The sequence below is a fragment of the Hyphomonas atlantica corrig. genome, assembly GCF_000682715.1.
Taxonomy (GTDB): Bacteria; Pseudomonadota; Alphaproteobacteria; order Caulobacterales; family Hyphomonadaceae; genus Hyphomonas; species Hyphomonas atlantica.
The window spans coordinates 248,552-274,412 of the sequence record NZ_AWFH01000012.1 but is presented as its reverse complement, the minus strand read 5'-3'; the positions used below and the strand labels follow the sequence as shown (position 1 = coordinate 274,412).

The window sequence follows — 25,861 nt, the reverse complement described above, 5'->3', positions numbered from 1 at the left end:
AAGGTTTCCTCCCATGCCGTCTTCCCGTCTTTCCCTGCTTACAACCGCCGCGCTTCTGGCCGGCATTGCCTGGGCCGCGCCTGCAATGGCCGATCCGGCACAGTCCGTTTCAGCTGAAATCCAGTATGATAACAGCGCACTGCACACGCGACTCGGCGCGGCCTCCGTCCTTGATTCCGTTGAGGATCAGGCTGTTTCCCTGTGTCGCTATGAGTTGCCGGTGTCGAGCGCACCGCGCGTCGATGATCACTGTGTGTCGCGCATTGTCGCCGAGGCTGTGAACAAGATCGACCATCCCAGCCTGACCGCCGCCTATATGTCCAAGTCAGACCTCGCCCCGCGCATGGTGGCGGATGTTGGCGGCTAGCTGAACTAAGGAAGGCTGAATGATTGACGTTTTCGTCAGCAATCGTTATGGGGACGGTACGGACACTTAGGGTCCGGCACCGTTTCCAAAGTCCACGTACCGAAAGGTTTTCTCCCATGATCCGCTCAGCCCTGACTGCTGCCGCTTTCGTCGCGCTCAGCGCACCTGCATTTGCAACCACATTCACCTTCGAAACCGCCGAACCGGTGAAAGACGGCCAGGTTGTTGCCATCGGCACCGTCTGGCTGTGCGAAGGCACTGTTTGCAAGGGCGACCTCGACCGCAAGAAAGCCTCTGTTCGCGACTGCAAGAAAATCGCGAAAAAAGCTGGCGTGATCGTGTCCTACGGCAACGACAAATCTGAATTGGAAGCTGACGACATCGAGTCGTGCAAGAAATCTGCACGCTAGATCGTCAGACTGACTAGCAGTCCTCTCCTCGGGCCGCTCTGGTGTTTCGCCAGGCGGCCATTTTTTTGCGTTATGAGAACCGATCCGGCGCTTGCGCGTTCAATCCGCAAGCACGAGGAAGGACATGACCGCACCACAAAGCGACCCGCTCGAAAACGTTCTCGAAACCGCCGTTGAAGAAGGCGATGATGGCGAGGTCTCCATTGGAGACCTGCTCGACATGTTCGGGCAGCGCTCTTTCGGACCCATCATCACCCTGCTGGGCTTGTTGGTCGTGCTGCCGCCGCTCGGCGGCATTCCGGGCCTGCCAGCGATTGTCGGTTTCGTGATTCTTCTTTTCAGTCTGCAGATCCTGTTCGGGGCCAGTCATATCTGGATGCCCTCTTTCATTCAGAACCAATCTATCGAAACTGAAAAGCTGGAACAGGCCGAAGACCGCGTGAAGCCATGGCTGAAACGGGTGGACCGGATGATTACGGAGCGACTTTCCTGGGCCGCAGGGAAAGCGGCGACCTATCTGGCCGCAGTCGCCGTCTCCGTTCTTGCAATCCTGATGATTCCGCTGGAACTGGTCCCGTTCGCTGTTGCGGCCCCAGGTGTCGCGATAACCTTGTTTGGCCTCGGCCTCGTTGCGCGAGATGGCGCGGTGATGCTGGCGGGTTTCACCGCCACTTTGGCGGCACTGACCATCACGCTGCTGTTCGTGCCATGGGGCAAGGTTGCGGGCTGGTTCTGATCCGTCAGACTGCGGGCTCGGACTCGATTGGCTGCCACAGCTCGATCTTGCGGCCATCGGGATCCATCACCCAGGCAAACTTGCCATAGCTCTCGACCATTGGCTCTCCCTCCACCGAAACGCCTTCTGCCCTGACCCGCTCGATCATGCCGTCCAGATCGTCCACCATCAGATTCATCATGAAGTCGCTATCGGATGGCTTGAAATAGTCGCTCTCTGCCTTGAAGGGCGCCCAGATCGTGCGGGCCCCTTGCGGGAATTGCGCGGCAGCATCAGCCTGCGAAAAGCTGGACCCGCCATAATCATCAATCTCGATGCCCAGAACGCGCGTGTACCATGCGCGGGTTGCGTCCACGTCCTTGCAAAGAAAGAACAGCCCTCCGAGCCCGATCACTTTTGCCATTGGTTCTTCCCCTCTCAATGTTTCCCGCCGACACGATACCCTGTTCCAAAACATATCCAAAACAGGTTCGCGGTGCGGGCGCAGGCATACTCCTGATAAGATAACTGACATGAGTGATTCTGATTCCCTGCCCGGCGCCGGTTGCGGCGCGGCCATTCGCGACGATTCCGGCCGCCTTCTCCTGATCCAGCGCCTGAAAGAGCCTGAAGCCGGAGCCTGGGGCCTGCCGGGCGGCAAGATCGATTTCGGCGAACGGGCAGAAGACACGGCGCGCCGGGAAATCGAGGAAGAACTCGGCATCCAGATCGAGCTGACCGGGCTCGCCTGTATTGCGGAGACCATCGACAAGGGCGATGGTCGGCACTGGGTCGCGCCGGTTTATTCTGCGCGGATTGTCACCGGTGAACCACGCGTGATGGAGCCGGAAAAGCATGGCGGATGGGGCTGGTTTGCGCTGGATGATCTGCCAGATGATCTGACAACACCCGTGCGGGATTATCTCGCTGCGCTGGCAGCGCCTTCTCTAAATGACTAACACTGCAAATATGGAGCAGATGTTGCACATCCGCTCTAGCGGCGGACAGCGAGTTGGTGATTATAGCCCTTGTGATTCACCGCATTCGAACCTTGTTGATCTGGCTGGTCGTAGCTGACCTTGTCGCGACGCTATTGTTCTGGGGCGTGACACGCCTTTCAGATGAAACCGGCAAGCTGTCTGGTGGGCGGGGCATCATTTTCTATACTGACAATGCGGCCGATGCGTCTGCCCGGATAGACAAGGGCGTCGCCCTTCTGAAGGCCGAGAAGCTTGACCGGCTTCTCGTTGTCGGTGGGCACCGGCCACAGGAAGGCCGGCTCGGCAGCCAGGAGATGGCATTGCTTGCCGCCCGGCGGTCTGGCCGTGCAGAAAAAGTCAGCGCAGATGTCGAAAGCCGCGACACGATTTCCGGCCTGGAAAACCTCGCCAACACGACCAGCACCGCAGAAAGCGGCAAGATCGTCTTCATCTCCAACTGCATGCACATCCTGCGCGCAAAGGCGGTTTATGCCAGCCATCCCGGCAATCAGGCGAAAGCATATGGCGCCTGCCCCAGAGGTGGGTTCAACCCGCTCGATATCTGGCGTCGCGCCCATTATGAAGCAGGCGCGTGGACTTTGTTCCTGATGCCGGAAAGCTGGCGCGATGCGATCATTGACCGACTACGCGGTGATGATGAAGACGCCTAGCTGAGCGGCCCGCAGCGGCGCTCATATTCCGCGATCGCATCCGGCATCCATTGGCGGAAATTCTCTGCGCGCGTTTCAGAAGCCGGGTGTGTGGACATCCATTCCGGCGGACGTTGCCCGCCGCCAATCTGCCCCATCCGCTCCCACAGTTCCGGCGCTTCACGTGGGTCGTAACAGGCACGAACCAGCAGATCGAGACCGATCTTGTCGGCTTCTGTTTCATGCTGGCGCGAATAGGCCAGCATTCCACCCTGCGCCGCAACGCCGAAGGCCTGCATGATGGCGCGCTGCTGGGAGGCGTCCATGTCACCCAGGCCGACACCTACAGCGATCTGGCCGAATTGAACGACCCGCTGCTGGCTGACACGCTCGGCACCATGATGGGCGAGCGCATGGCCGATCTCGTGCCCCATCACGACCGCCAGTTTGTCGAGGTCTTCAATGTCCGCGGTGCTGACCGAACCGTCGTAATTGCCGGTCACATCCAGGATGCCGGTATAGATCGCCACGTATCCGCCGGGCAGGCAGAAGGCATTCGGCGTTTCCGAGTCCACGACATAATAAGTCCAGTCGAATTGATCTGCGACGGGCGTGAAAGAAGCCCCCTGGCGCAGCAAATCCTGCTCCAGCTCGACAGCAGCAGCCTGAAGGCGCAGACCGATGTCGCGAACGGCTTGCGTGTATTCAGCGGCCTCGCCAGCGCATACCGTGCCCGACGCGCAGAACACTTCATTGCCCCTGTCCTGCTCCTGATTGAGGATCTGGAGATAGGATTGCTGGCCGAGTTGAACTTCTTTTTCAATCGAGACCGTGTTCAGCTGTTTGCGCCCGGTGAAGGGCACTTCGCTCTGATTGGCTTGCCAATAGAGAAACACCAGGAACAAACCCACCAGAATCAGGCTGAACCTGCTGCGCAACAATCCGCCAAAACCGCCGCTGCGGGTTTTGTGGCCATAGGCGTGGCGCGGCATGCGCATGGGCAGTCTCCATCTCGATTGCTCGTTAACCCATTTAAACCAAAGCCCGGCGCAAGGGAAAGCACGGTTACACCTTCACGAATGCGGTGGGGATCGCTATTTCTGGACGCATGACAGACCAATCCTCTCAGCCGAAGCTCGAAATCCGCATCATCCCGGTGACGCCCCTGCAGCAGAACACGTCCATGATCTGGTCCACAGAGACCATGGAAGGCGTGTTCATTGATCCCGGTGGTGAGGTCGACAAGCTCATGGGCGCGGCTGACCAGTTCGGCGTGAAGATTGTCGGCGTGTGGCTGACGCATGGCCATCTGGATCATGCGGGGGCCGCGACCGAGGTTTCGGAGCGGACGGGCTGCCAGATCATCGGACCACATGAAGATGACCAATGGCTTCTGGATGAACTGGAAGCGCAGGGCGCGAAATACGGCATCACCGATGGACGCAATGTGAAACCGGATCGTTACCTGCATGACGGCGACGAACTGGAACTGTCCGGCAACAAGTTTGGCGTCGCACATTGCCCTGGTCATACGCCTGGCCATGTCGTGATCTACAACAAGGCGGGCGCGCTGGCCTTTGTCGGCGATGTGCTGTTCCGTGGCTCCATCGGGCGGACAGACTTTCCGCGCGGAAACCACCAGCAACTGATCGACTCCATCACGGGCAAGCTCTGGCCGCTGGGCAATGAAATGCGCTTTGTGCCGGGACACGGCCCCCTCTCGACCTTCGGTCAGGAGCGCCAGGACAATCCGTTCGTGGCAGACTCTATCACTGGCTATCAGGGCGCGGCGACACAGAATGCGGACGCGACCAGCCAGAAGCTTGCCAAGCGCTGGAGCTGACCCCCTTTCCCTCGCAGACCTCAAGCCCCGACTTTTCCGGAGACCGATCATGACCATTCGCCTTAGCATTCTGGCCGGGGCCTGCGCCCTTGCGCTCACCGCTTGTGGTGCGCCCTCCAGCACCGAAGCCCCTGTCCCTGGCTCGTCAATAGATGCCAGCGCCGATTGGCATCTGGTAAGCGAGGAGTCGCGGCTGACATTTGTTTCCACAAAGGCCGATGAGCTAGCCGAGATTCACACATTCAAGACGATGACGGGCAGTGTGACCCCCGAAGGGGCGGCGACGATTGAAATCGCGCTGGACAGCGTGGACACGGCCATTGAGCTGCGGGACGAGCGGATGCGCGCGATGCTGTTCGAAACCGAAACCCATCCCACGCTGACCATTACGTCCGAGACAGCGCTTGATGCCTTCAGTGAAATGGAAGAAGGCGACCGGAGGCGGATCGAGGCTGACATCACTGTCGGCCTGCACGGTGCGGAGAATGCATATTTCGCAGACCTGTTCGTAACACGGGTTGGCGCTGACAAGGTGCTGGTGGAATCCGCAAGTCCGGTTCTGGTACACGCCGCTGATTTCGAACTGGATGCGGGCCTTGAAGCCTTGCGCGAAGTGGCGGCTTTACCGTCCATCAGCCCGGCGGTTCCAGTGTCGGTGTCCTTCGTCTTCGAGCAGTAGCCGGGGCACACGCACAGCAATGCGTGGAGATTACGATACGGTAAGTGTCTGATATTCCACGGAACCAGCGCAACAAGGGGACGTTTCTCTGCCGTACAATACGGAAAGGAATGTCCCATGACCGCTTATCTGAAACTCGCCGCAGCAGGCATCAGCGCCATCGCTCTGGCCGCCTGCACCCAGACCGGCACAACCGAACGTAACGCAGCTTATGGCGCTGCTGCAGGCGCTGCGGCCGGCGCAGTGATCGGCAACAATGTCGGCGATGGTGACGCAAAGCGCGGCGCAGCAATTGGCGCGGTTCTGGGCGGTGCAGGTGGCGCGGCCAAAGGCTGTACCGAATCCGAAGATTGCGACATGCCGGGCGTGAAAGACCAGGCCGACGAAAAAGACGCTGATGGCGATGGCTATGCTGACGCCTATGACCGTTACCCTTATGACAGGTCGCGCTGGTAATCCGATAAGGACGTTGGTGTGATGGTGAGGCCCGTATCCAAATGGATGCGGGCCTTCCTCTATGGACTCCGGGCGCCGGTCTTCAGGGATTCGTCGCCATCAATTACAGTGAATCCCGGAAACGCGACCGTTTAGCCTTGCCCCCGCCCCCGACTCCCAGCTATGAGGCAGCCGTTTGGCCGGTAGGAGACATGTAATATGCCGAAGCGCACTGACATTCGCTCTATTCTGGTCATTGGTGCGGGTCCGATCATCATCGGTCAGGCGTGCGAGTTCGATTATTCAGGCGTTCAGGCAGTCAAGGCGCTGAAGGATGAGGGCTACCGGGTCATTCTGGTAAACTCCAACCCGGCGACGATCATGACCGATCCGGAGCTGGCCGACGCTACCTATATCGAACCGATCCTTCCTGAAGTCGTCGAGAAGATCATCGAGGCCGAAAAGCCGGACGCATTGTTGCCAACCATGGGCGGCCAGACAGCGCTGAACTGCGCGCTGGACCTGCACTATGCCGGCATTCTTGAAAAGCATGGCGTCGAGCTGATCGGCGCAAAGGCTGAAGCCATCGAGATGGCCGAAGACCGCAAACTGTTCCGCGAAGCGATGGACCGGATCGGTCTGGAGAATCCGCGCGCGGCGATCATCTCCTCTCCCAAGAAGGAAGATGGCAAATACGACCGGATCGAAGGTCTGAAGCGTGCGATGGAAGCGCTTGACGAGGTAGGCTTGCCCGCCATCATTCGCCCGGCCTTTACACTGGGCGGAACAGGCGGCGGCGTTGCTTACAATGTCGAGGAGTATGAAGAGATCTGCCGGTCAGGCATTGCAGCCTCCCCCATGGCGCAAATCCTTGTCGATGAGAGCCTGCTCGGCTGGAAAGAGTACGAAATGGAAGTTGTTCGCGACAAGGCGGACAATGCGATCATCATCTGCTCCATTGAGAATATTGATCCGATGGGCGTGCACACAGGTGACTCGATCACTGTTGCGCCAGCCCTGACGCTGACCGACCGCGAATACCAGGTGATGCGGAATGCCTCCCTCGCCGTGCTGCGCGAGATTGGCGTTGAGACGGGCGGCTCCAACGTGCAATTCGCCGTGAACCCTAAAGATGGCCGTCTCGTTGTCATCGAGATGAACCCCCGCGTGTCTCGCTCCTCGGCGCTGGCATCCAAGGCGACCGGCTTCCCGATCGCGAAGATCGCAGCCAAGCTGGCCGTGGGCTACACGCTGGACGAGTTGGACAATGACATCACAGGTGTCACACCCGCCTCATTCGAGCCGACGATTGATTATGTCGTCACCAAGATCCCGCGCTTTGCATTCGAAAAGTACAAGGGCGCTGATCCGGTCCTGACCACAGCCATGAAGTCCGTGGGCGAAGCAATGGCAATCGGCCGCTCCTTCCAGGAAAGCCTTCAGAAGGCGCTCTGTTCTTTGGAAACCGGCCTGTCAGGTCTTGATGAAATCACGTTTGAAACTGAAGCCGACCTGCGCAATGCGCTGGGCGTTCCATCGCCGAACCGGTTGCGGGTTGTCGCCCAGGCCCTGCGCCAGGGGCTCAGCGTCGACGAGGTCTATCAGGTCACCTCAATCGACAAATGGTTCCTGCGGCAGATTGAAGAATTGATGCAGATCGAAGCAGGCGTTCTGAAGGATGGCTTGCCCGCTGATGCAGACGGTATGCTGCAGCTGAAAATGGCGGGCTTCTCGGACAAACGTCTGGGCAAACTCGTCGGCAAAACGGAGGCAGATATCCGTGCACAGCGCCACGGCCTGAACGTGCGCCCTGTCTACAAACGTATCGATACGTGTGCGGCAGAATTCGCGGCGAAGACCCCTTACCTCTATTCGACGTATGAGCATCCTGTTTTCGGCGCAGACGAAGCCGAATGCGAGGCCCTGCCCTCGAACCGCAACAAAGCCATCATCCTCGGCGGCGGCCCCAACCGGATCGGACAGGGCATCGAGTTTGACTATTGCTGCTGTCACGCCGCCTTTGCGATGGAAGATGTTGGCATCGAATCTATCATGGTCAACTGCAACCCGGAAACGGTGTCCACGGACTATGACACATCCGACCGACTCTACTTCGAGCCGCTGACGGATGAACATGTTCTGGAGACCATCCACAAGGAACAATCCGCCGGCAAGCTGAACGGCGTGATCGTTCAGTTTGGCGGGCAAACACCGTTGAAGCTCGCAAATACGCTGGACAATGAAAACGTCCCAATCCTCGGCACCAGCCCGGCCTCTATTGATCTAGCGGAAGATCGCGAGCAATTCGCGGCCCTGCTCGACACGCTGAACATACAGCAGGCCCCCTCGCGGACGGCGCGCTCAGTTGAAGAGGCTGAGGTGAAGGCAAACGAGATCGGCTATCCGGTCATGCTGCGCCCCTCCTTCGTACTCGGCGGACGTGCGATGGAAATCGCCCGCAATGACGAGGACCTGCGCAAATTCGCGTCTGAAGCGCTGGATGTGGCCAAGGATTCCGGTGACGCGTCGCTCTTCATTGACCGCTACCTGTCTGACGCAATCGAAGTGGATGTGGACGCGCTGTGCGACGGTGAGAACGTGCATGTCGCTGGCATCATGGAGCATATTGAAGAAGCCGGCGTACATTCCGGCGACTCCGCCTGCGCCCTGCCGCCCTATACGCTGTCCAAAGAGCTGCAAGCCCGCCTCGCAGAACAGACCATCGCATTGGCCAAGGCGCTGAAAGTGCGCGGCCTGATCAATATTCAATTTGCGGTCAAGGATGACGAGATCTACGTTCTGGAAGCCAACCCGCGCGCCAGCCGGACCGTGCCATTCGTCGCCAAGGCTGTTGGTGCCCCAATCGCAGCCATCGCCGCGAAAGTCATGGCCGGATCCAGCCTCACCGAATTTGACCTGACGAACGCCAATCCGCGCCGTGTGGCCGTGAAAGAGGCGGTGTTCCCGTTCGCCCGCTTCCCCGGTGTTGACCCGCAACTGGGCCCGGAAATGCGCTCCACTGGCGAAGTCATGGGATGGGATGATGATTTCGGCATGGCCTTCCTGAAAAGCCAGCTTGGGGCCGGGGTCCACCTTCCGGACTCAGGAACTGTATTTGTCTCTCTCCGCGATGCAGACAAGGAAGGGATTGTTCCGACGATCCAGAAACTCGTGGACCTTGGCTTCTCGATTGTTGCGACAAGCGGCACAGCCGCATTCCTGGAAGGCAAAGGCCTGCCGGTTTCTCGAATCAACAAGGTTCTGGAAGGCCAACCGCATATCGTTGACGCAATGATCAATGGCAAGGTTCAGCTCGTGTTCAACACGACCGAAGGCGCCGCATCCCTCGCGGATTCAGCCTCCATCCGCCGGACAGCTGTGAACGGGAAAATCCCGTATTTCACAACTCTTGCCTCCTCAATCGCCTCGGTACAGGCCATTGAAAGCAAGAAAGACCGGGAAATCTCGGTGCGCGCCTTGCAATCGGCCTGATCAGCCCCACTTGACGCCATTACCAATTAAGACAACGATTTTGCCGCCAACAATAGAGGTGACACAGATGGACCGCATTCCCATGACCGAAGAAGGCCATGCTGCGCTTCAATCCGAGCTCAAGACGCTGAAATCCGTTGAGCGCCCGAATATCATTGCGGCGATCGCGGAAGCCCGCGCGCATGGAGATCTGTCGGAGAACGCTGAATACCATGCCGCCAAGGAGAAGCAGAGCTTCATCGAAGGCCGTATCGCAGAGATCGACGACAAGCTGGCCCGTGCAGATGTCATCGATGTCAGCAAGCTGACCGGCGGCAAGGTGCGCTTTGGCGCCACCGTCACCCTGATTGATGTCGATACGGAAGAAGAAAGCACCTACAAGATCGTTGGCGAAGATGAAGCCAGCGTGAAAGATGGCAAGATTTCCATCACCTCCCCGATTGCCCGTGCGCTGATCGGCAAGGAGGAAGGCGACGAGGCAGAGGTGGCCGCACCATCCGGTGCGCGCGCCTATGAGATCGCCAAGGTCGAGTACCGTTAAATGGCAGAGGCGGGGTCGCTCGGACCATCCGTCTGGGCGGTCTCCGACGGCCGCGCAGGCAATGCTGCGCAGGTGCGCGCCGTGCTGCAGGCACTGGGCGACACGCGCCGGTGGATTCAGATCGCCCATATCGCGGGCGAGGCTCACCGTGCCGACCCATTGGTGCTGACTCCACGCATCCCTTGGCGTTGGCTGCCGGCGGACAAATGGCCAAATCCTGTAGTCGCTCTGCCCAAGGATCAACGTGACCTGCTGGGGCCACCCTGGCCGACTGTATGGGTTGCCGCCGGACGGCGCTCCGCTGCGCTGACGCGTGCCGTACGCGAATTGTCAGGCGGAAAAACCCTGACGGTACAGATCCTTGATCCGAAAATTTCGCCAGACAATTTCGACCTTCTGGTCACACCGGCGCATGACGAGGTCAGCGGACCGAATGTCATTCAGACAATAGGTTCCCCCTCCTATTTTCCGCCAGACCTCATTGAACAGGCAGGCCAGTCCTTTGCCGACCTTGCAGATGAACGTGGCAAGAGTGCCATTGTGATTCTCGGCGGGAACTCCAAGGCGCACACTTTCACGGATGCCGCCGCAGAGCGCCTCGACTCCCAATTGCGCACGCTCGCTGGACAGGGCTGGCGTCTTCGCATCACCACATCCCGCCGCACACCGGTTCAGATCGTCGCCAGGTTTCGTGCGATGGCAGATGAAATTGGCGCCCGCTTCTGGGCGGGGCCGGAAGACGGCGAGAATCCGTATCTCGCATGGCTGGTCTTTTCCGATTGCGCCATTGTGACCGAGGACAGCGCCAACATGCTGTCTGATGCGGCCTGGCACAATCTGCCGATCCACATTGCCCGCCTTGAGGGCCGGTCCGAAAAATTTGACAAACTGCATCAGAGCCTTATCGATCATGGCGCCGCGCGGCTCTTTGGCGGCGTCCTGGAAACCTGGACGTACCCTGCCCTGCGCGAGGCTGATCGCGTTGCCGATGCCATTGTCGCAAAACTTCTGGAACGTCATCCTCAGCCCAGCATGGGCGGAGACGACACCAAGGTCGCACCACCGGACTGGATGGAGTGATGGCGCGCGCCCCACGCTGACGGCATGAAACTGTTCTGCCTCACCCTTCTGGCCATGATCGCGTTCGCGGCCAATTCCGTGCTGAACCGTCTCGCGCTCGCAGGAGAACTGATAGACCCGGCGAGCTTTGCGGTTATTCGTCTTTTCAGCGGTGCGATAATCCTTTGCCTGATTGTTCTGGTACGTTCTGACAATCGCACCTCCCTGTTCACGTGCAAGCGCAATCTCAGTGTTGGCGCGCTGCTCGCTTATATGCTCGGTTTCTCATTCGCCTACGTGTCTCTCGACACCGGCGTAGGCGCCTTGATCCTGTTCGGCGGTGTACAAATTACCATGTTCGCCGGCGCAGTGATCGCGCAGGAGTCAGTATCCCGACTGAAGTGGATCGGTGCGCTGCTCGCAGCTTCCGGCCTTGCCTGGTTCCTGTGGCCAACTCCAGATGCAGAAATCTCTCTAACGGGCGCTGGCCTGATGGGAATTGCAGCGCTCGGCTGGGGCATTTACTCACTGATGGGGCGCGGCGCAGAAAATGCCACGGCGGAGACCGCAGCCAATTTCACGCTTGCCGCCCCGTTCAGCCTGCTCGCCCTGTTCGCCCTGGCGCCAAATGTAACATTCGAGGGCTTCGTCCTGGCCTGCCTGTCAGGCATTGTAACATCCGGTCTCGGCTATGCCCTTTGGTACGCTGTGCTACCCCGTTTGGCATCGTCCACAGCCGCCGTTGCGCAGCTCAGCGTGCCGATCTTTGCCACGCTTGGTGGAGTTGCCTTCCTGAGCGAGGATCTGACACTACGCTTCGTGATGGCCGCACTGATTGTTCTCGGGGGCATTGGCCTGTCAGTCGTGAAACCGCGTTCAGTCCGCTAGGCCGCCACGACGCGATCGTCTGCCGGGATGGTCTTGAGGATGAAGCCGCCGCCGAGAATGCGCGTGCTGCCTGCCGCGTCATAGAGCACTGCGGCCTGACCGCGCGCGACGCCCTCTTCCGGGTCATCAAACCAGATCGCCGGCACGCCATCGCTCCAGCCAATGCGCGCTGGTACCGGTGGGCGCGTCGACCGCACACGGACCAGCACAGGTGCGTCTGAATTGGCGGCTGCCTCAAGCGTGCCATCCCCGATCCAGTTCGGTTCCTCGAGCAATAGGCCCGATGTCATCAGCGCCTCGCGCGGACCCACGATGACACGCCGCTTCGGCGCATCAATCTTCACCACGTAGAGCGGATCGCCTGTGGCCACGCCGAGGCCCCGGCGCTGGCCAATCGTATAGTGGATCACGCCATTATGCTCACCCAGCACGCGGCCATCAAGATGCACGATCTCACCGCCACGCCCGGCACCGGGGCGCAGCTTCTCAACCACATTCGCGTAAGAGCCTTCCGGCACGAAACAAATGTCCTGACTATCAGGCTTGGAGGCAACCGGCAGATTGAACTGGTCCGCCAGTTCGCGCACTTGCGTTTTCGGCAGATCGCCCAGCGGGAAGCGCAGATAGTCCAACTGTTCCGCCGTGGTGGCGAACAGGAAGTAAGACTGGTCGCGGCTGGCATCAGCAGCGCGGTGCAATTCGGGCCCGTCCTCGCCATCTGTACGCCGAATATAGTGGCCGGTCGCCAGGCAGTCCGCGCCCAGATCCCGCGCCGTCTTCAGCAGGTCAGAGAATTTGACCGTCTGGTTGCACCGGATGCAGGGAATGGGGGTCGAACCCGCCAGATATGTATCAGCAAAGTCTTCCATGACTTGCTCACGGAACTTCGACTCGTAATCCAGCACATAGTGCGGAATGCCGATCTGATCAGATACGTTGCGGGCATCGTGGATATCCTGCCCCGCACAACAGGCGCCCTTCTTCTCGATGGCGGCGCCATGATCGTACAGCTGCAGCGTGATGCCGATGACATCATAGCCCTGCGCCTTCAGCATGGCGGCCACAACGGAACTGTCGACACCGCCAGACATGGCGGCGACAACGCGCGTTTCCGCAGGCGGTTTGGCAAATCCAAGAGAGTTCACACGGCCATCCCAGGCCGGCGGCAATTCATAAGTCATGTCTCACTCCATCCGGGGTAAAGGCCCGGAGCAGTTTCAGGAATGGGGGCATATAGCGCGAGGCGCGCCAAATTGCGAGGGGGTCAGGCCGCAGACGCCTCAGCGTTGGCAGTACCCGCCGCGACCCAGCCACCGCGGAATTCGCGCGCGGGCTCCAGCTTGTCGGTCACGCCGAACATGTTTTCACCGCTGCCCATCAAGATCATGCCGCCGGGCATCATCTGTTTCGCAACGCTTTCTATCACTTGTGTGCGGGCTGGCCGGGCCATACCAGACAGGACATTGCGACACAGGATAACGTCGAAATTGCCAAGCCCGTCAGCCCGCTCAAGCAGATTGTGCTGGCGGAAACTGACGCGGGAGCGAAGCGCATCTGACGCCTCCCACTGCCCTGTTTCCAGACGTGTGAAGTGTTTGACCAAGCGGTGAATGGAAAGGCCCTTCTGCACCTCATAGTGCCCATAACGGGCGGTGCGGGCTTTCTCTGTTGCCACCTTGCAAATATCTGTCGAGAGAATGTCGATCTTCGCCCCGCGAAGGCTGGCGGGCAATTCGTCTTCCAGCAAGATGGCCAGCGAATAGGCTTCCTGACCTGTCGCGCCACCCGCACACCAGACCTTCAGGCGGCCTGTATTGGACGCTTTCAGGCGCTTTGGCAGCACATCTTCAACGATACGCTGCAGCGCCTCGCGATCTCGGAAGAACCATGTGTCCTTGGATACAAGCGCTGCGGCCACTTCTGCAGCAAACACGGCATTTGCGCGAGATTTCAGGCAATGGACGAGGTCAGCCATCGTGCCGAAGCCCTCGCGCCGGGCGATCGCCGCGAGCCGTGCCTCAATGAGATAGGATTTGGATTTCGGAATCGCCTGACCGGAGCCTTTCAGCGCCAGTTCAGCCAGTTCGTTGAATACCTCTTCCTGCATCTGACACTCCGAATCGGACATTCTGCCCCTAAACCTTATGCATTAGGTAAGGTTTGTTAAGAAATGCTTCAAACGAGCCCGACTTCTACAAATTTGCTTTCAAGAATATCCGCGTCGAACGGCTTCATGATGAACTCGTCCGCGCCCGAACTCAACGCTTCATTGATATGCTCAGCGTCGTTTTCGATGGAGCAGAACACAACCAGCGGACGCTTGCCCTCTTCCTCGCGGCGCAGCGCGCGCAGGAAATCCAGCCCGTTCATCACCGGCATGTTCCAGTCCAGGAGGATGGCATCTGGCATCTTCTCGCGGCAGTGGCGCATGGCTTCCGCGCCGTCTCCGGCTTCCACGACATCGAATTTCAGGTCGCGCACGATACGGGCCGCAACCTTTCGGACAACGCGGGAATCGTCGACGATCAAACAGGTTTTCATGATGGATCCTGTGCGCAGCAGTATTAATACGAATCTCAAGGGCCCCGGTTAAGAAACCCTTTCCAAAGTGTAAATTTTCAGCGCCCCGCAATCAGCCTTCGGCGCGAATACCTGCCGCCATGATGATGACTGTCTCATCATTCTCGCTGGCCGTCAGCTCGCCGCCCAGACCATCACAGATGATCTTCGCAAACAGCGGCTGGATCGTCTCCGGACGCCAGCCATCCTCCGGCTCCACTTCCTTGATTCCATTGGCAATGTCAGGACGCAGGCGCGCCCGCTTGCCCTTGCAGGTGAGCGCAATGGTCAGCCCCACGGGCTCATTGCGGATGCGTACCTGGATCACACCACCGCGCGGCAGGCAGTCAATGCCCATCATCACCAGATTCATCATCAGGCGCACATGGGAGAAGCTGAGATGATCGGTCTGAATGTCGAACTCGATGCTCGGCCGGTGGCTGGCGACGAAATTCTCGGTGATCTTGCGGGCTTCGTGAATATCCGCTGCCCCGGAATTCAGGCCAATCGAACCGAAGGCGTAACGCAGGAACTGGATCCGCGCCCCAGCCTTTTCCGCGCCGTCATGCAACAGGGCTTCGGCCTGCGCTTTCATCTCTACATCGCCGGGATCATTCAGCAGATCGAGCGCATTCGTAACCGAGGACACAGGCGAAACCAGGTCGTGGCAGATGCGCGAAGCAATGTACGCGGACAAGCGTGCAGGATCGATCATGAAGTAGGCAGCCCCATTCTGGAAATTGAATTCCGTGCAGAATTGTGTGAGCCGCCCTGCCTGTCAATCAAAGCTGTATGAACTATTGGCGATAATCAATGTTCTGATCAGTTCGGTCCTCGGGACGGTCAATCTCGTCATAGCCGTGGCGTGCGCTGTGGAATGTCAGCAGGAACAGCCCCATGGAGAGTGCGAGCGTCAGGACTCCGCCCAGCACATAGGCGACCCAGCCATGCCCGGACAGGCCATCTGCGTTGCTTTCCCACAATCGCGAGATGCCCCAGAGCATGGCCCCGAGGAACAGGAAGCTGGCGACAACCCAGAAGATCAGCTTGCGTGACATGATCCGGTATCTATCCCGGCTTGGGCTGCGAACAAGCTATTTCTGCTTCCAGCTGCCACTCGCGTCCATGTACCACTGGCCGCGGCTCAGTTTGGAAATCTGCTTTTCGCCGGTAATGCGGGCAACTTCAGCGACCGTTGTGCCGGTCTCAGCAGCGACTTCGGCGTATTTTGCGGCGCGCTTGTTGTTGATCTCCTGAACCTTGCGGATCAGTGCCGGATCGGCCGATCCGATCACGCCCAGGCGACCGTCGATGCGCTCACCAACCTGACCAGATTCAATTGCGGCATCAATCACGGGATCACCCGCAAAAGCTGCTGGCGCGAGCGCTGACATGCCGAAAACAAGGGCAAGTGCAGCGAAGAAAGTGCGAAGGGATTTCATGATTTCGTCTCCGGATTTCGCAAGACTAGAACAGGTCCGGGTTATCCGCGATCAAATCTTCGACTTCCTTGTCGAGGATCACGCGGACTTCCTGGGTGATATTGACGTTCAGATCGATCTTGATCGGCTTGTCGGACGGTTCGATGCGCACGGTCGGCGTACATGCCGCCAGAGCTGCTATGCCCGCGCCAATCAGCAAGGCTTTTGGAAATTTCATCAGGATTCGCTCCTCAAGGTTCGGACGGACCATGCCACACGCCGCCTTAACGTCAATGAAGTTGACCGTTGTGCGCTATTCACGTTCGCCTTCCTCCAGCCGCTTCGCCGTGACCTGTTTGACGACCTCGTCAGTCAGGCTTTTCTGGCTGGTATAGTATTGCGCATTGCGTAGTAGCTCACCCAGTGCGGAATTGACCGTGATATCAAACAGGAAGGGCTGACCATTGAGCACCTGATTGCCATTGCCATAAGCAATGCCCTTGCGGCTCTGGCCCTCCAGGATCAGGGAAATCGTCATCCGGTCGCGCACGTTTCCATCCAGCCCAAGCTCCAGCACGGTGAAATCAAAATCCTGTAGCGCTTCAAACGCCATCTTCGCATTCGGATCGGCCGCTCCGGCGGAGTCAGCGGCGGTGCCCTGATAGGAGATGTAACCGCCTTCCTCATCGGCCTTCAGGCGGGCATCACGCACGAAGATGTCCGTGCCCTCGACGTTAATGGGGAAGCTGCCGGAGACGGTGCCCGTGGCGCGCGTGTCTGGCAATTTCAACACCTCCACCAGTTTCGACAATTCAATGCCGTTTGCCGTTACCTCAACAGTCTGCTGCTCTCCCGCGAGGGACCAATTCAGTGGCGACAGCGCCAATGTGCCACCCGCAAACGGGAATGATGCGGATTCCACGTTGAACTGATTTCCATTGACCAACTGGAACGTGATCTTGCCACTCTCGAGCGGCACACCGGGGTTCAGCCGCTCTACCGAGATCACCTGCCCCGGCTCAGTGGTGAGGGCGATGACGTCACTGAACGTGACCTGTCCATTCACGCCCTGCACCCGCCCAAGCCGCGTGGTCTGGAACCCAAACTCCGAAACAGTCACATCGGCCGTTCCACCGATCTTGCCGCCCTCGATCTCGAGCCGCGCAGAGGCAACGAGATCACCCCGAGCATCCGTGAACACGCCGCGCAGTCGGTCTGACAGACGCCAGGGCTGAAGGCCGCCCGGCTCAAAGGTCAGGTCCCGGCTGTTAACCGCCGCCATGCCCGTCAGCGTGGCGATATCGAGCCGCAAAAGCGTGTCCGCCACGGTGATGCCATTGGACGAAAGTTTGAGTGGACCGGTCATGTAGAAATCAGGTCCATTCAGCGTCGCATCCAGATCTGCCGTCAATGGCTGATAGAGCGGATCTGCCCGATAATCCCGGATCATGACGCCATCTGCGCTGAGGCCGCCTTTCACTCCACTCTCGCCTGTTGTTCCGTCAAAGCGGAAATCCGTGGAGCTGACATCGGCAGGAATGAGCGATCCGTCGAATTTTGTCGCGCCCAGTCGCGCAGACAGTGCGGGGGGCGCATTGGAGCGTGTCGCAAGGCCCAGCCGCAATGTCTGCCCATCTATCGTCAGCGATTGCTCGCCTATGTTCAGGGACAGGGACAACGCATCCGCAATGGCTGAGACGCTGGCCGTCTTGCCGCCGGTCCAGTCGATTTCCGCATTGGTGAAACTGACGCTGCCAGTATTCGACGAGAAGGCAATGGGAATGGAAATGTCGCCAAGTGTCGTCGATCCGGCAAAGGCCTCGCCGGGTTTGATGAACTCGTTGCCCTCCGGGCAAATTGGGGTCTGGAATGCGCCAAGCTGCACAGATCCGAAACGAACACCCTCGCTGTCCAGCTGCAGGCAGGAACGTTCTGTCGTCGCAATTCGCCATCCGTCGTCGCTGGACGACACGATGAGATGCCCCGTCACATGCGTCGAGGCCAGATCGAAACCAGACACATTTCCGGCGATCCCGATCTTGCCTTCCGCTTCGAGAGTGAGCGCCCCTTCGCCCGAGCGCAAAAGGTCAAAGCTGGACAGGTCCGCAGACAAGCTACGGTCACCAGCGCGCCACGGAGCCAGTTTTACATCGCGCGCATGGATTTCGTTGAGGCCATTCTCAGTGGTCCTCAGCGACAGAGTAGTCTCAACATTGGGAAAGCCGCCGCCGCGCATCGCGAGCTTGGCATCGAAGGAGCGCGACTGTCCTTGCTGAGTGAACCAGGCGGTCTCGGCAGGCTCGATGTCGAGCGCGAGTCCAGTTCTCGAGGTCACCTGGGCCGGTCCGGTCGCGGACATGCTCCAGCCGCTTTCATCGCGCTGCGCATCAACCGCGAGCGACGCATCAAACCCGACCATTGCCCGGCGCAGTGCGTCTTTCAGGCTGGCTTCGTGAGCCGAGAAGATGTCTGGCAAGTTGATCAAATCTGTAAGCTGGCCGGAAGTGCCGGAATTGAGCGCGACGCCTGCGGTCGTGATCTCGGCCTCAATACCGATGCCTGCATCTGCCGTACGCCGCAATTCCCCCCGAACCGTGGCGGTATCTCCGCGGCCCTGGGGAAGCTCAAATGCGTTCGCCACTGCGAGGAACGGACCAGAGACGCGGCCGGCTTCACCATTCAAATCCAGCTCGGCAGCGACATCGCGCCCCGCGAACGCGCTGCCCGAAACTTTTCCGACCATTCCCTCAGCCGACAATCGGATCAGGGCATCGAGAACCGAGTTCAGATCTGCCGACGGTAATTGCGCGAAAATAGCCTGTCCGTTCGTCTCTGCATCGGTCACTTCATAGCCGGTCCAGCTGGCGCTCGAAATGGTGCCGTCCCAGACGAATTGGGTCTGCCCTTCTCCGCTGATCGGCGAGTTCAGGATGGCTTCGAGCTGGACTTCCCGGGCCTGCACGCCGCGAATTTCAGCTTGCTGAAGATCAAGGAAGATGTCCCCTTCCAGTTGCCCATCCTGCGCGACGACGTCCACCCGCCCTTCAGACCACACAAGCGTCCCCTCAGGCCCCGACAGCGATATCGGGTCCAGCCGCATCTGAAGCGTGCCGGATGTCGGGAACTCGCCTTCCAGATCAATAGAGGCACCAATGTCACCCGCGCTTGTGGCAAGCGACACGCGCCCCGCACTGACCTTCACGGGCGGCAGCGCGCCGCCGCCACCGCTGCCAGACCCGCCGACGCTTTCCAGCCCGTAGAATCGCAGGCCGCGATCGTCCAGCGTTCCGCGAAGCTGTGGTGCGACGACGGACACGCCTCCAAGAGACGGCACAAAGCCGCTCCATTCGAGATCCGCAATCACCTCATCCGCCGCAAAGGGCGTCTCACCACCCGAACGGATGCGCACATCGGTCAGCATCGCGCCACCAGGCCCCAGACTTTCAAAGGTCGCCTGGCATTCCAGCGATTGTTCATGACACCATTGGGCGAGTGCCTGCTGGGCGATGTACTTCCGACCCAGCCAGACCAGAGCCGCAAACAGCAGGATCAGCGTCAAAACAGCCAGAGCCAACCAACGCCCCCATTTCAGGCGCTGTTTGCCCGGTTTCGAGCTATCGACCTCTAAATCTTTGTAATGTGGCGTATTCACTGAGGCTTCCGGCTTGCTTCTTGCTTTGATTGGCTACTAGGATTTGTAGAGAAGCAAGAAGGCCAAATTGAGCAAAAATGTCGTTTCTTAACGTGTAAGCGGTATAAAAGGTCCTTCTTGCAGTCACAGTCCATAGAGACGAACGGTGTTGGGTGGCACTAAGTGAGTGAGGGAAATCGCGCCATGGTGCATGACGTGAACAAGAATGAGACAACACACGCCGACACAGCACGCACTGTGTCCCACGGCGTGAAAAGCCTGATCGTGCTGGGCCTTCTGGGGTCGGTATCGGCAGTTCTGGGAGTCGTTTCCATCGGCCCGGACAGTGAATCCGGCGGCATTAGCGCGGCGCACGCATCGCCCGTTCCGCCGCCGCTCGCTGCAACACTGCTGTCGGCGACCGAATTCGAGCCTGTCCTCGGCGCGCCAACGCAGACAAGCGACACGCTGAAGCGCAGGGAAACACTGACAGAACTGGTCACGCGCCTCGGTGCGGAGCCGTCTGACGCAGCCGCAGCCCTGCACACGATCTACGAAAAGGAATTCCTGGATCCGCGCCGTCTGCGCCCCGGCGTGAAGGCAGACGCCTTTCTCACCAATGGCAAGCTGACCGCGCTGAACATCAAGGCTGACGCCGAGCGCAACCTGTTCATCACGCGAACAGCCACCGGCGACTGGACCGCAAGTGAGCTGAAGGCGCGGTTGAGCCCGACCTATCACCGGGTGGCTGCACCGATCGAAACTTCAATCTATGACGCCGCCCGCAAACTTGGCGCGGGCGACCAGCAGGTCGTCGATTTCGCCAGTGCGTTTGCCTATGATGTCGACTTCCAACGCGAGATCCATCCCGGCGACTCTTTCGAAATGGTCTATGAAACCATGGTGGACGAGCGCGGCACGCCCGTGAAGAATGGCGAACTTGTCTTTGCCAAACTGAATGGTCGCGCCCTGACGCGGGGCTTCTACCGGTTCACGCCAAGCGATGACGGCATCGGCGACTATTTCGACGAAAAGGGCGAGAGCGCGACGAAATTCCTGATGAAGACGCCCATCAATGGCGCGCGGCTTTCATCCTCTTTCGGCAACCGCCGTCACCCGATCTCGGGCTACACCCGCCTGCACAAAGGCACAGATTTCGCGGCACCGACCGGCACACCCATCTATGCGGCCGGCAATGGCACGATCGAACGCGCCAGCCGCTATGGCGGCTATGGCCACTATGTTCGCATCAAGCACGCCAATGACTACAAGACCGCCTATGCGCACATGTCGCGCTATGGGCCCGGCGTACGCGCTGGCAAACGTGTGCGGCAGGGCGATGTGATTGGCTATGTCGGCTCGACAGGTGCCTCCACCGGTCCGCACCTGCATTATGAGGTCTACATCAAGGGCAAGCCGGTAAACGCCATGTCGTTGAAGCTTCCGACCGGGCGCAAGCTGGCCGAAACGCCAGAGATGCTGGCCGAGTTCGAGCTCCGCAAGGCCGAGATCGACGCCATCCGCTCCGCACAAGGCGCACAATTGCTGGCATCTACCGCAGAAACCAATCCGCCTTCGCCCTAGTCAACGGACGATCATTCAGACGAAAAGAGCCCCGGTCAATAGCTTGACCGGGGCTCTTTCTGTTTAGCGCCATCTAGTTCAGGGCTGCGGCGCCTTTGGCGAAGTCGTTGGGCACGCCATTGATCGCCAATTGGTCACCTTCGACGCCGATCTCGATGGTTTCCCCATCGTGTATGCGCCCTTCCAGAAGGAGACGTGCCAACGGGTCCTGAAGTTCCTTCTGAATCACCCGTTTCAGGGGCCGTGCACCATAGACCGGGTCATAGCCGCGTGCGGCCAGCCAGTTGCGGGCGTCGAGGCTGAGCTGCAGTGTCATCTTGCGGTCCTTCAACAGGCCTTCGAGACGTTCCATCTGGATATCGACAATGTGGTCGATCTCGCCGCGGCCCAGCCGCTTAAAGAAGACAATCTCATCGATCCGGTTGATGAATTCCGGACGGAAATGCATCCGGATCGCGCCCATGACAGCCTCCTTGGCCGCATCGGACACGTCGCCCTCTTCGCCGCTCGCCAGCGCATCTGCGCCGAGGTTCGACGTCATGATGATGATCGTGTTCTTGAAGTCGACCGTGCGGCCCTGGCCATCCGTCAGGCGACCATCATCCAGAACCTGCAACAGCGTGTTGAACAGGTCCGGATGGGCTTTCTCGACTTCATCGAACAGAATGACCTGATACGGACGGCGCCGGACGGATTCCGTCAGCACACCGCCTTCATCATAGCCGACATAGCCGGGAGGCGCGCCGATCAGGCGAGCTACCGAATGCTTCTCGGAGAATTCCGACATATCGAGCCGCAGGATCGCCGTGTCATCATCGAACATGAACTCGGCCAGCGCCTTGGTCAGCTCTGTTTTACCCACACCGGTCGGACCGACGAACAGGAAAGAACCGATTGGGCGGTTCGGATCCTGCAAGCCGGCGCGTGCACGGCGGACGGCATTGGAGACTGCTTCCAGAGCCGCGTCCTGGCCGACGACCCGCTTGCGCAGCTCCTCTTCCATCTTCAGCAGCTTTTCGCGTTCGCCTTCCATCATCTTGTCTACCGGGATGCCGGTCCATTTGGAGACGACGGCAGCAATATGCTCTGGGCGGACGACTTCGGACACAAGGCCACCATCACCCTTGTCTTCTTCGCTGCCTTCGACTTCGGCAATCTGCTTCTCCAATTGCGGAATAGTCGAGAATTTCAGTTCCGACGCCCTGCCGAGATCGCCCTGTCGCTGAGCTTCGGCCATATCGGCATAAGCGCGGTCGAGCTGCTCCTTGGCAGACGCTGCGCCTTTCAGCTTGTTCTTCTCGGCGGACCATGTGGTCGTCAGTTCGTCGGATTTTGTCTGTAGGTCTGCGATCTCACCTTCCAGTGTTTTCAGGCGATCAACAGATGCCGCATCCTTTTCCTTCTTGAGCGCTTCGGCCTCAATCTTCAGCTGCAAAAGACGCCGGTCGATCTCGTCCAGCTCTTCCGGCTTTGAATCCACCTGCATGCGCAGACGGGACGCTGCCTCGTCCATCAGGTCGATAGCCTTGTCCGGCAGGAAGCGATCCGTGATGTACCGATTGGAGAGCCCTGCGGCAGAGACAATGGCGGCGTCGGACACGCGCACGCCATGATGGGCCTCATAACGGCCTTTCAGGCCACGGAGGATCGAGATCGTGTCTTCAACCGTTGGCTCATTGACGTAAACTGCCATGAAGCGACGGGCGAGTGCGGCGTCACCTTCGACATACCTCCGGTACTCATCCAGCGTGGTCGCACCGATACAGTGCAATTCGCCACGCGCGAGCGCGGGTTTCAGCAAATTCGACGCATCCATCGCGCCGTCTGATTTGCCGGCACCGACCAGTGTATGCATCTCATCGATGAACAGCACGACACCCCCTTCCGCCTGCTGAACTTCGTTCAACACGGCTTTCAGGCGCTCCTCAAACTCGCCCCGGAATTTTGCGCCAGCAATCAGCGCGCCCATGTCGAGCGCGAGCAGGCGCTTGCCCTTTAGGCTTTCCGGCACATCTCCATTCACGATGCGCAGGGCCAGGCCTTCCGCAATTGCGGTCTTGCCGACGCCTGGCTCACCGATCAGCACCGGATTGTTCTTAGACCGACGAGACAGGACCTGAATGGCGCGGCGGATTTCTTCGTCCCGGCCAATAACGGGATCCAGCTTACCTTCACGGGCGTCCTTCGTCAGGTCCCGCGCGTATTTCTTGAGGGCTTCATACCCCTCTTCCGCGTTCTCGCTGTCAGCTGTACGCCCTTGGCGCAATTGTGCCACCGCGCCTTCCAGAGCAGACGGCGTCACGCCAGCCTGAGACAGCACCTCCGCTGCCGGATCATTTTTCAGTTTTGAAACAGCCAACAACAGGCGCTCTACCGTTACGAAGCTGTCACCGGCCTGTTTTGCCTCAGCTTCAGCACTCTGAAACAATTGCGCGCCAGCCTGTTCCAGACGCAATCCCGAATTTGTGCCTTGCACTTTGGGCAATTTTCCAAGCGCAGTATCAATGCCCTGCGCTACGAGTTCCGGCCGGCCTCCGGCCGCACGGATGAGGTTCACGGCCAATTGATCGCGATCCTCCAGCATTGTTTTCAGGATGTGCGCAGGCGTCAAAACCTGATGCCCGCTCGCGAGGGCGGCCGTCTGTGCGCCTTGTATAATTGCGCGGGCGCGTTCTGTGTATTGCTCAATATTCATCTATATCCCCTTTGAAAGGCAGATCATGGAAGTTGATGGATGATGGCCCCGCTCAGCGGCAGCCGGTATCCGGTTCTTTCCTGATGTGGGATGCAGTGACGGTCGTTGCAAGCGCACGGAATACAGAATTCGCGCATGAAAAACCCGGCCAGTGCGATCCGCAGGCCGGGCAATTCAATACGGTCAGATAGTCAGGACTATTCAGCAGACTCTGCCGACGCCTCTTCCGACTTCGCCGAATCATCTTCTTTCGGCGCCGATTTGCGCCGACCGCGCGAGACGGTCTTCAGCACGCCGTCGGCTTCGCCATCCGCGCTATCATCGGCCTTGTCCTTCTTGGCATAAGGCTTCCGGCGTGTGCGTGTGCGCGGCTTCGCCTTGGCGTCGTCGTCCGATGCCTCCGAAGAGTCCTCTGCAGACGATTCGTCCGATGCCGCCTTTTCATTCCTGGACTCATCCTGATTGTCTTCATCCCGGCTCTTGTTGCGGGACTCGACCTCGGCCTCCTGCTTTGGAGAGGCGTCATTGTCAGAATTGTTGTCGTCATTGTCGTCGCGATCATCGCGGCGATTGTCACGGCTCTGCTGGCGCTGCTGCTGGGCGCGCTCTTTCGCTTCCTGCTGCTTCGCAACAATGCGCTGATAGTGTTCTGCGAACTGGTAATAGGCTTCTGACAGGATGCGGTCGCCACTTGTCTGGGCGTCGCGCGCATACTGTTGATACTTGTCCAGAACCTGCTGGGCAGAGCCACGGATCTTCACGTCCGGACCAACACTTTCATAGTGACGATTCGGATTGTTGTGATTGTTCTGGTTATTGCCGCCTGAGCGACGATTGCGCCCGCGTGAGCGTTTCATGAAGATCATCCCGTTACATGCGCCTGCTCAGTTTGCAGGCAGTTCCCAGCGCAATTGGCCATCTGAAATAAGCGGCCACAGCCCTAGATTTGCGCGAGTCTCGTGAGAGGGACATGCTGTTACACTTCGTGTGGTCGCCGTCTCACGAGAATCTTCTAGCGTGACTTTCCCAATCCGCCAAGAAGAAATGTAAGTATTACACAATTGGCCGTTTTGCCGCGATAGCGCGATCATTTCCGCCGAGGTCTTTGCGGCAGGTGATTTCGTCAAATCCGGCCTGATCCAGCAGGGCGCTGACCGCTTCTTTCTGGTCGAATCCGATCTCGAACACCAACCATGCGCCTTGCTTCATGCCTTGAGCCGCGAGGCCAATAATCTCCCGATACGCATCGAGCCCGTCCGTTCCGCCATCGAGCGCCGACATCGGATCGTATTCGCGAACCTCCGGCATCAAGCCTTTGATTTCGGCGCTGGCGATATAGGGCGGATTCGAAATGATCAGATCCGCCTCAGCCCAATTCTGCCAGCCCGTCCACGAGCCACGATGAACGAGGCTGCGATCGGCCAGTCCAAGGCGTGTGAGGTTTTCGCCAGCCAACGTCGCCGCCGCGTCGCTGGCCTCTACCCCTTCCCCCCTCGCCAAAGGACGATTGGCCAGCAGGGCTGCGAGCAGGCAGCCGCTGCCCGTGCCAAGGTCTGCGACGAAAGCGGGCTGCTCCCTGGAGATACGCTCCAAGGCCATCTCAACCACGATCTCGCTATCCGGGCGGGGGATCAGTGCCCGCGCATCACTGAGAAATTCGAGTCCGTAGAATTCGGTCGTGCCAAGTATATGCTGCATCGGCTCGCGCCCCTCACGGCGAGAAAGTCGATCCAGAAATGCTGCAATGGTCTGTTCGGGAACCTGATCGGGCCCACGACTTATAAGCTCTGAATGCTGACATCCTGAAACATGAGCCAACAGCCAACGGCTTTCAAGCCGGGCGTTGACGATACCAGCGCCCTTCAACCGTGCAGTGCCATCAGCCATCAATTGATCATATGTCATGTCAGGC

At 59.2% G+C, this 25,861-nt stretch carries 26 protein-coding genes; 13 read left to right on the top strand and 13 right to left on the bottom strand.

Features of this window, described 5'->3' with window-relative positions:
- The first annotated feature begins 13 nt into the window (after positions 1 to 13).
- From HY36_RS08680 to HY36_RS08670, 3 genes are all read left to right on the top strand, one after another.
- Positions 14 to 367 carry a UrcA family protein gene (locus HY36_RS08680; protein ID WP_035551181.1) on the top strand — a complete coding sequence of 118 codons (354 nt, stop codon included), beginning with the start codon at positions 14 to 16 and terminating at the stop codon, positions 365 to 367.
- Positions 368 to 483: 116 nt separating this feature from the next.
- A complete protein-coding gene (locus tag HY36_RS08675; protein ID WP_035551178.1) occupies positions 484 to 777 on the top strand; it encodes a CC_3452 family protein in 294 nt (97 codons plus the stop codon).
- Between the two features lie 124 nt (positions 778 to 901).
- Positions 902 to 1,513 carry an exopolysaccharide biosynthesis protein gene (locus tag HY36_RS08670; RefSeq protein ID WP_035551175.1) on the top strand — a complete coding sequence of 204 codons (612 nt, stop codon included), beginning with the start codon at positions 902 to 904 and terminating at the stop codon, positions 1,511 to 1,513.
- A gap of 4 nt (positions 1,514 to 1,517) precedes the next feature.
- Here the strand turns inward: HY36_RS08670 and HY36_RS08665 are convergent, their stop codons facing one another.
- Positions 1,518 to 1,916, bottom strand: coding sequence for a VOC family protein (locus HY36_RS08665; RefSeq protein WP_035551172.1), 399 nt, complete (start codon positions 1,914 to 1,916; stop codon positions 1,518 to 1,520).
- 109 nt (positions 1,917 to 2,025) lie between these two features.
- Between HY36_RS08665 and HY36_RS08660 the strand changes: the two genes are divergently transcribed.
- On the top strand, positions 2,026 to 2,451 hold the full coding sequence (locus HY36_RS08660; RefSeq protein WP_035551169.1) for an NUDIX hydrolase: 426 nt from the start codon (positions 2,026 to 2,028) through the stop codon (positions 2,449 to 2,451).
- A gap of 56 nt (positions 2,452 to 2,507) precedes the next feature.
- The gene (locus HY36_RS08655; protein WP_162175971.1) at positions 2,508 to 3,143 is read left to right on the top strand and encodes a YdcF family protein; all 636 of its coding nucleotides are present in this window, start codon (positions 2,508 to 2,510) and stop codon (positions 3,141 to 3,143) included.
- Here the strand turns inward: HY36_RS08655 and HY36_RS08650 are convergent.
- Positions 3,140 to 4,120 carry a M48 family metallopeptidase gene (locus HY36_RS08650; RefSeq protein WP_035551162.1) on the bottom strand — a complete coding sequence of 327 codons (981 nt, stop codon included), beginning with the start codon at positions 4,118 to 4,120 and terminating at the stop codon, positions 3,140 to 3,142. The genes HY36_RS08655 and HY36_RS08650 overlap by 4 nt on opposite strands.
- A 110-nt stretch (positions 4,121 to 4,230) precedes the next feature.
- Here HY36_RS08650 and HY36_RS08645 point away from each other — a divergent pair, with 110 nt between their 5' ends.
- The 7 genes from HY36_RS08645 (at position 4,231) to HY36_RS08615 (ending at position 12,059) form a co-directional block, all read left to right on the top strand.
- Complete coding sequence (locus HY36_RS08645; protein ID WP_035551159.1) at positions 4,231 to 4,965, top strand: MBL fold metallo-hydrolase; 735 nt, start codon at positions 4,231 to 4,233, stop codon at positions 4,963 to 4,965.
- Positions 4,966 to 5,014: 49 nt separating this feature from the next.
- The gene (locus tag HY36_RS08640) at positions 5,015 to 5,644 is read left to right on the top strand and encodes a YceI family protein (RefSeq protein WP_035551156.1); all 630 of its coding nucleotides are present in this window, start codon (positions 5,015 to 5,017) and stop codon (positions 5,642 to 5,644) included.
- 117 nt (positions 5,645 to 5,761) lie between these two features.
- Positions 5,762 to 6,100: a glycine zipper domain-containing protein gene (locus HY36_RS08635; RefSeq protein WP_035551153.1), complete on the top strand. Its 339-nt coding sequence runs from the start codon at positions 5,762 to 5,764 to the stop codon at positions 6,098 to 6,100.
- A gap of 198 nt (positions 6,101 to 6,298) precedes the next feature.
- On the top strand, positions 6,299 to 9,571 hold the full coding sequence (gene carB, locus HY36_RS08630; RefSeq protein ID WP_035551151.1) for a carbamoyl-phosphate synthase large subunit: 3,273 nt from the start codon (positions 6,299 to 6,301) through the stop codon (positions 9,569 to 9,571).
- A gap of 67 nt (positions 9,572 to 9,638) precedes the next feature.
- Entirely contained in the window at positions 9,639 to 10,112 is a 474-nt protein-coding gene (gene greA / locus HY36_RS08625; RefSeq protein WP_035551149.1) for a transcription elongation factor GreA, read from the top strand.
- Positions 10,113 to 11,192, top strand: a complete 1,080-nt coding sequence (locus tag HY36_RS08620; protein ID WP_051602645.1) for a mitochondrial fission ELM1 family protein — start codon at positions 10,113 to 10,115, stop codon at positions 11,190 to 11,192.
- Between the two features lie 24 nt (positions 11,193 to 11,216).
- Entirely contained in the window at positions 11,217 to 12,059 is an 843-nt protein-coding gene (locus HY36_RS08615; RefSeq protein ID WP_035551146.1) for a DMT family transporter, read from the top strand.
- On the opposite strand, the gene mnmA is transcribed toward HY36_RS08615, so the two are convergent.
- The 8 genes from mnmA to HY36_RS08575 all read right to left on the bottom strand — a co-directional run bounded on the left by mnmA (position 12,056) and on the right by HY36_RS08575 (position 19,691).
- Positions 12,056 to 13,240 (bottom strand): tRNA 2-thiouridine(34) synthase MnmA, encoded by a 1,185-nt coding sequence (gene mnmA, locus HY36_RS08610; protein ID WP_035551143.1) that lies wholly within the window; start codon positions 13,238 to 13,240, stop codon positions 12,056 to 12,058. The two genes, HY36_RS08615 and mnmA, sit on opposite strands and share 4 nt — an antisense overlap.
- 83 nt (positions 13,241 to 13,323) lie before the next feature.
- Positions 13,324 to 14,166: a CheR family methyltransferase gene (locus HY36_RS08605; protein WP_051602644.1), complete on the bottom strand. Its 843-nt coding sequence runs from the start codon at positions 14,164 to 14,166 to the stop codon at positions 13,324 to 13,326.
- Between the two features lie 68 nt (positions 14,167 to 14,234).
- Positions 14,235 to 14,600 (bottom strand): response regulator, encoded by a 366-nt coding sequence (locus HY36_RS08600; protein ID WP_035551140.1) that lies wholly within the window; start codon positions 14,598 to 14,600, stop codon positions 14,235 to 14,237.
- A gap of 91 nt (positions 14,601 to 14,691) precedes the next feature.
- Complete coding sequence (locus HY36_RS08595; protein WP_051602643.1) at positions 14,692 to 15,333, bottom strand: histidine phosphotransferase family protein; 642 nt, start codon at positions 15,331 to 15,333, stop codon at positions 14,692 to 14,694.
- A gap of 82 nt (positions 15,334 to 15,415) precedes the next feature.
- Positions 15,416 to 15,676 carry a hypothetical protein gene (locus tag HY36_RS08590; protein ID WP_035551138.1) on the bottom strand — a complete coding sequence of 87 codons (261 nt, stop codon included), beginning with the start codon at positions 15,674 to 15,676 and terminating at the stop codon, positions 15,416 to 15,418.
- 36 nt (positions 15,677 to 15,712) lie between these two features.
- Positions 15,713 to 16,060: a YdbL family protein gene (locus HY36_RS08585; protein ID WP_035551135.1), complete on the bottom strand. Its 348-nt coding sequence runs from the start codon at positions 16,058 to 16,060 to the stop codon at positions 15,713 to 15,715.
- Between the two features lie 25 nt (positions 16,061 to 16,085).
- Complete coding sequence (locus HY36_RS08580) at positions 16,086 to 16,277, bottom strand: YnbE family lipoprotein (RefSeq protein WP_155841806.1); 192 nt, start codon at positions 16,275 to 16,277, stop codon at positions 16,086 to 16,088.
- A gap of 75 nt (positions 16,278 to 16,352) precedes the next feature.
- Positions 16,353 to 19,691, bottom strand: coding sequence for an intermembrane phospholipid transport protein YdbH family protein (locus HY36_RS08575; protein ID WP_035551130.1), 3,339 nt, complete (start codon positions 19,689 to 19,691; stop codon positions 16,353 to 16,355).
- Positions 19,692 to 19,853: 162 nt separating this feature from the next.
- Here HY36_RS08575 and HY36_RS08570 point away from each other — a divergent pair, with 162 nt between their 5' ends.
- Positions 19,854 to 21,254, top strand: a complete 1,401-nt coding sequence (locus HY36_RS08570) for a M23 family metallopeptidase (RefSeq protein WP_241764174.1) — start codon at positions 19,854 to 19,856, stop codon at positions 21,252 to 21,254.
- Positions 21,255 to 21,327: 73 nt separating this feature from the next.
- On the opposite strand, the gene clpB is transcribed toward HY36_RS08570, so the two are convergent.
- The 3 genes from clpB to prmC all read right to left on the bottom strand — a co-directional run bounded on the left by clpB (position 21,328) and on the right by prmC (position 25,854).
- A complete protein-coding gene (gene clpB, locus HY36_RS08565) occupies positions 21,328 to 23,949 on the bottom strand; it encodes an ATP-dependent chaperone ClpB (protein WP_035551127.1) in 2,622 nt (873 codons plus the stop codon).
- 197 nt (positions 23,950 to 24,146) lie between these two features.
- Entirely contained in the window at positions 24,147 to 24,806 is a 660-nt protein-coding gene (locus tag HY36_RS08560) for a DUF4167 domain-containing protein (RefSeq protein ID WP_206741169.1), read from the bottom strand.
- 196 nt (positions 24,807 to 25,002) lie between these two features.
- The gene (prmC, locus tag HY36_RS08555; protein ID WP_035551124.1) at positions 25,003 to 25,854 is read right to left on the bottom strand and encodes a peptide chain release factor N(5)-glutamine methyltransferase; all 852 of its coding nucleotides are present in this window, start codon (positions 25,852 to 25,854) and stop codon (positions 25,003 to 25,005) included.
- Positions 25,855 to 25,861: the final 7 nt, after the last annotated feature.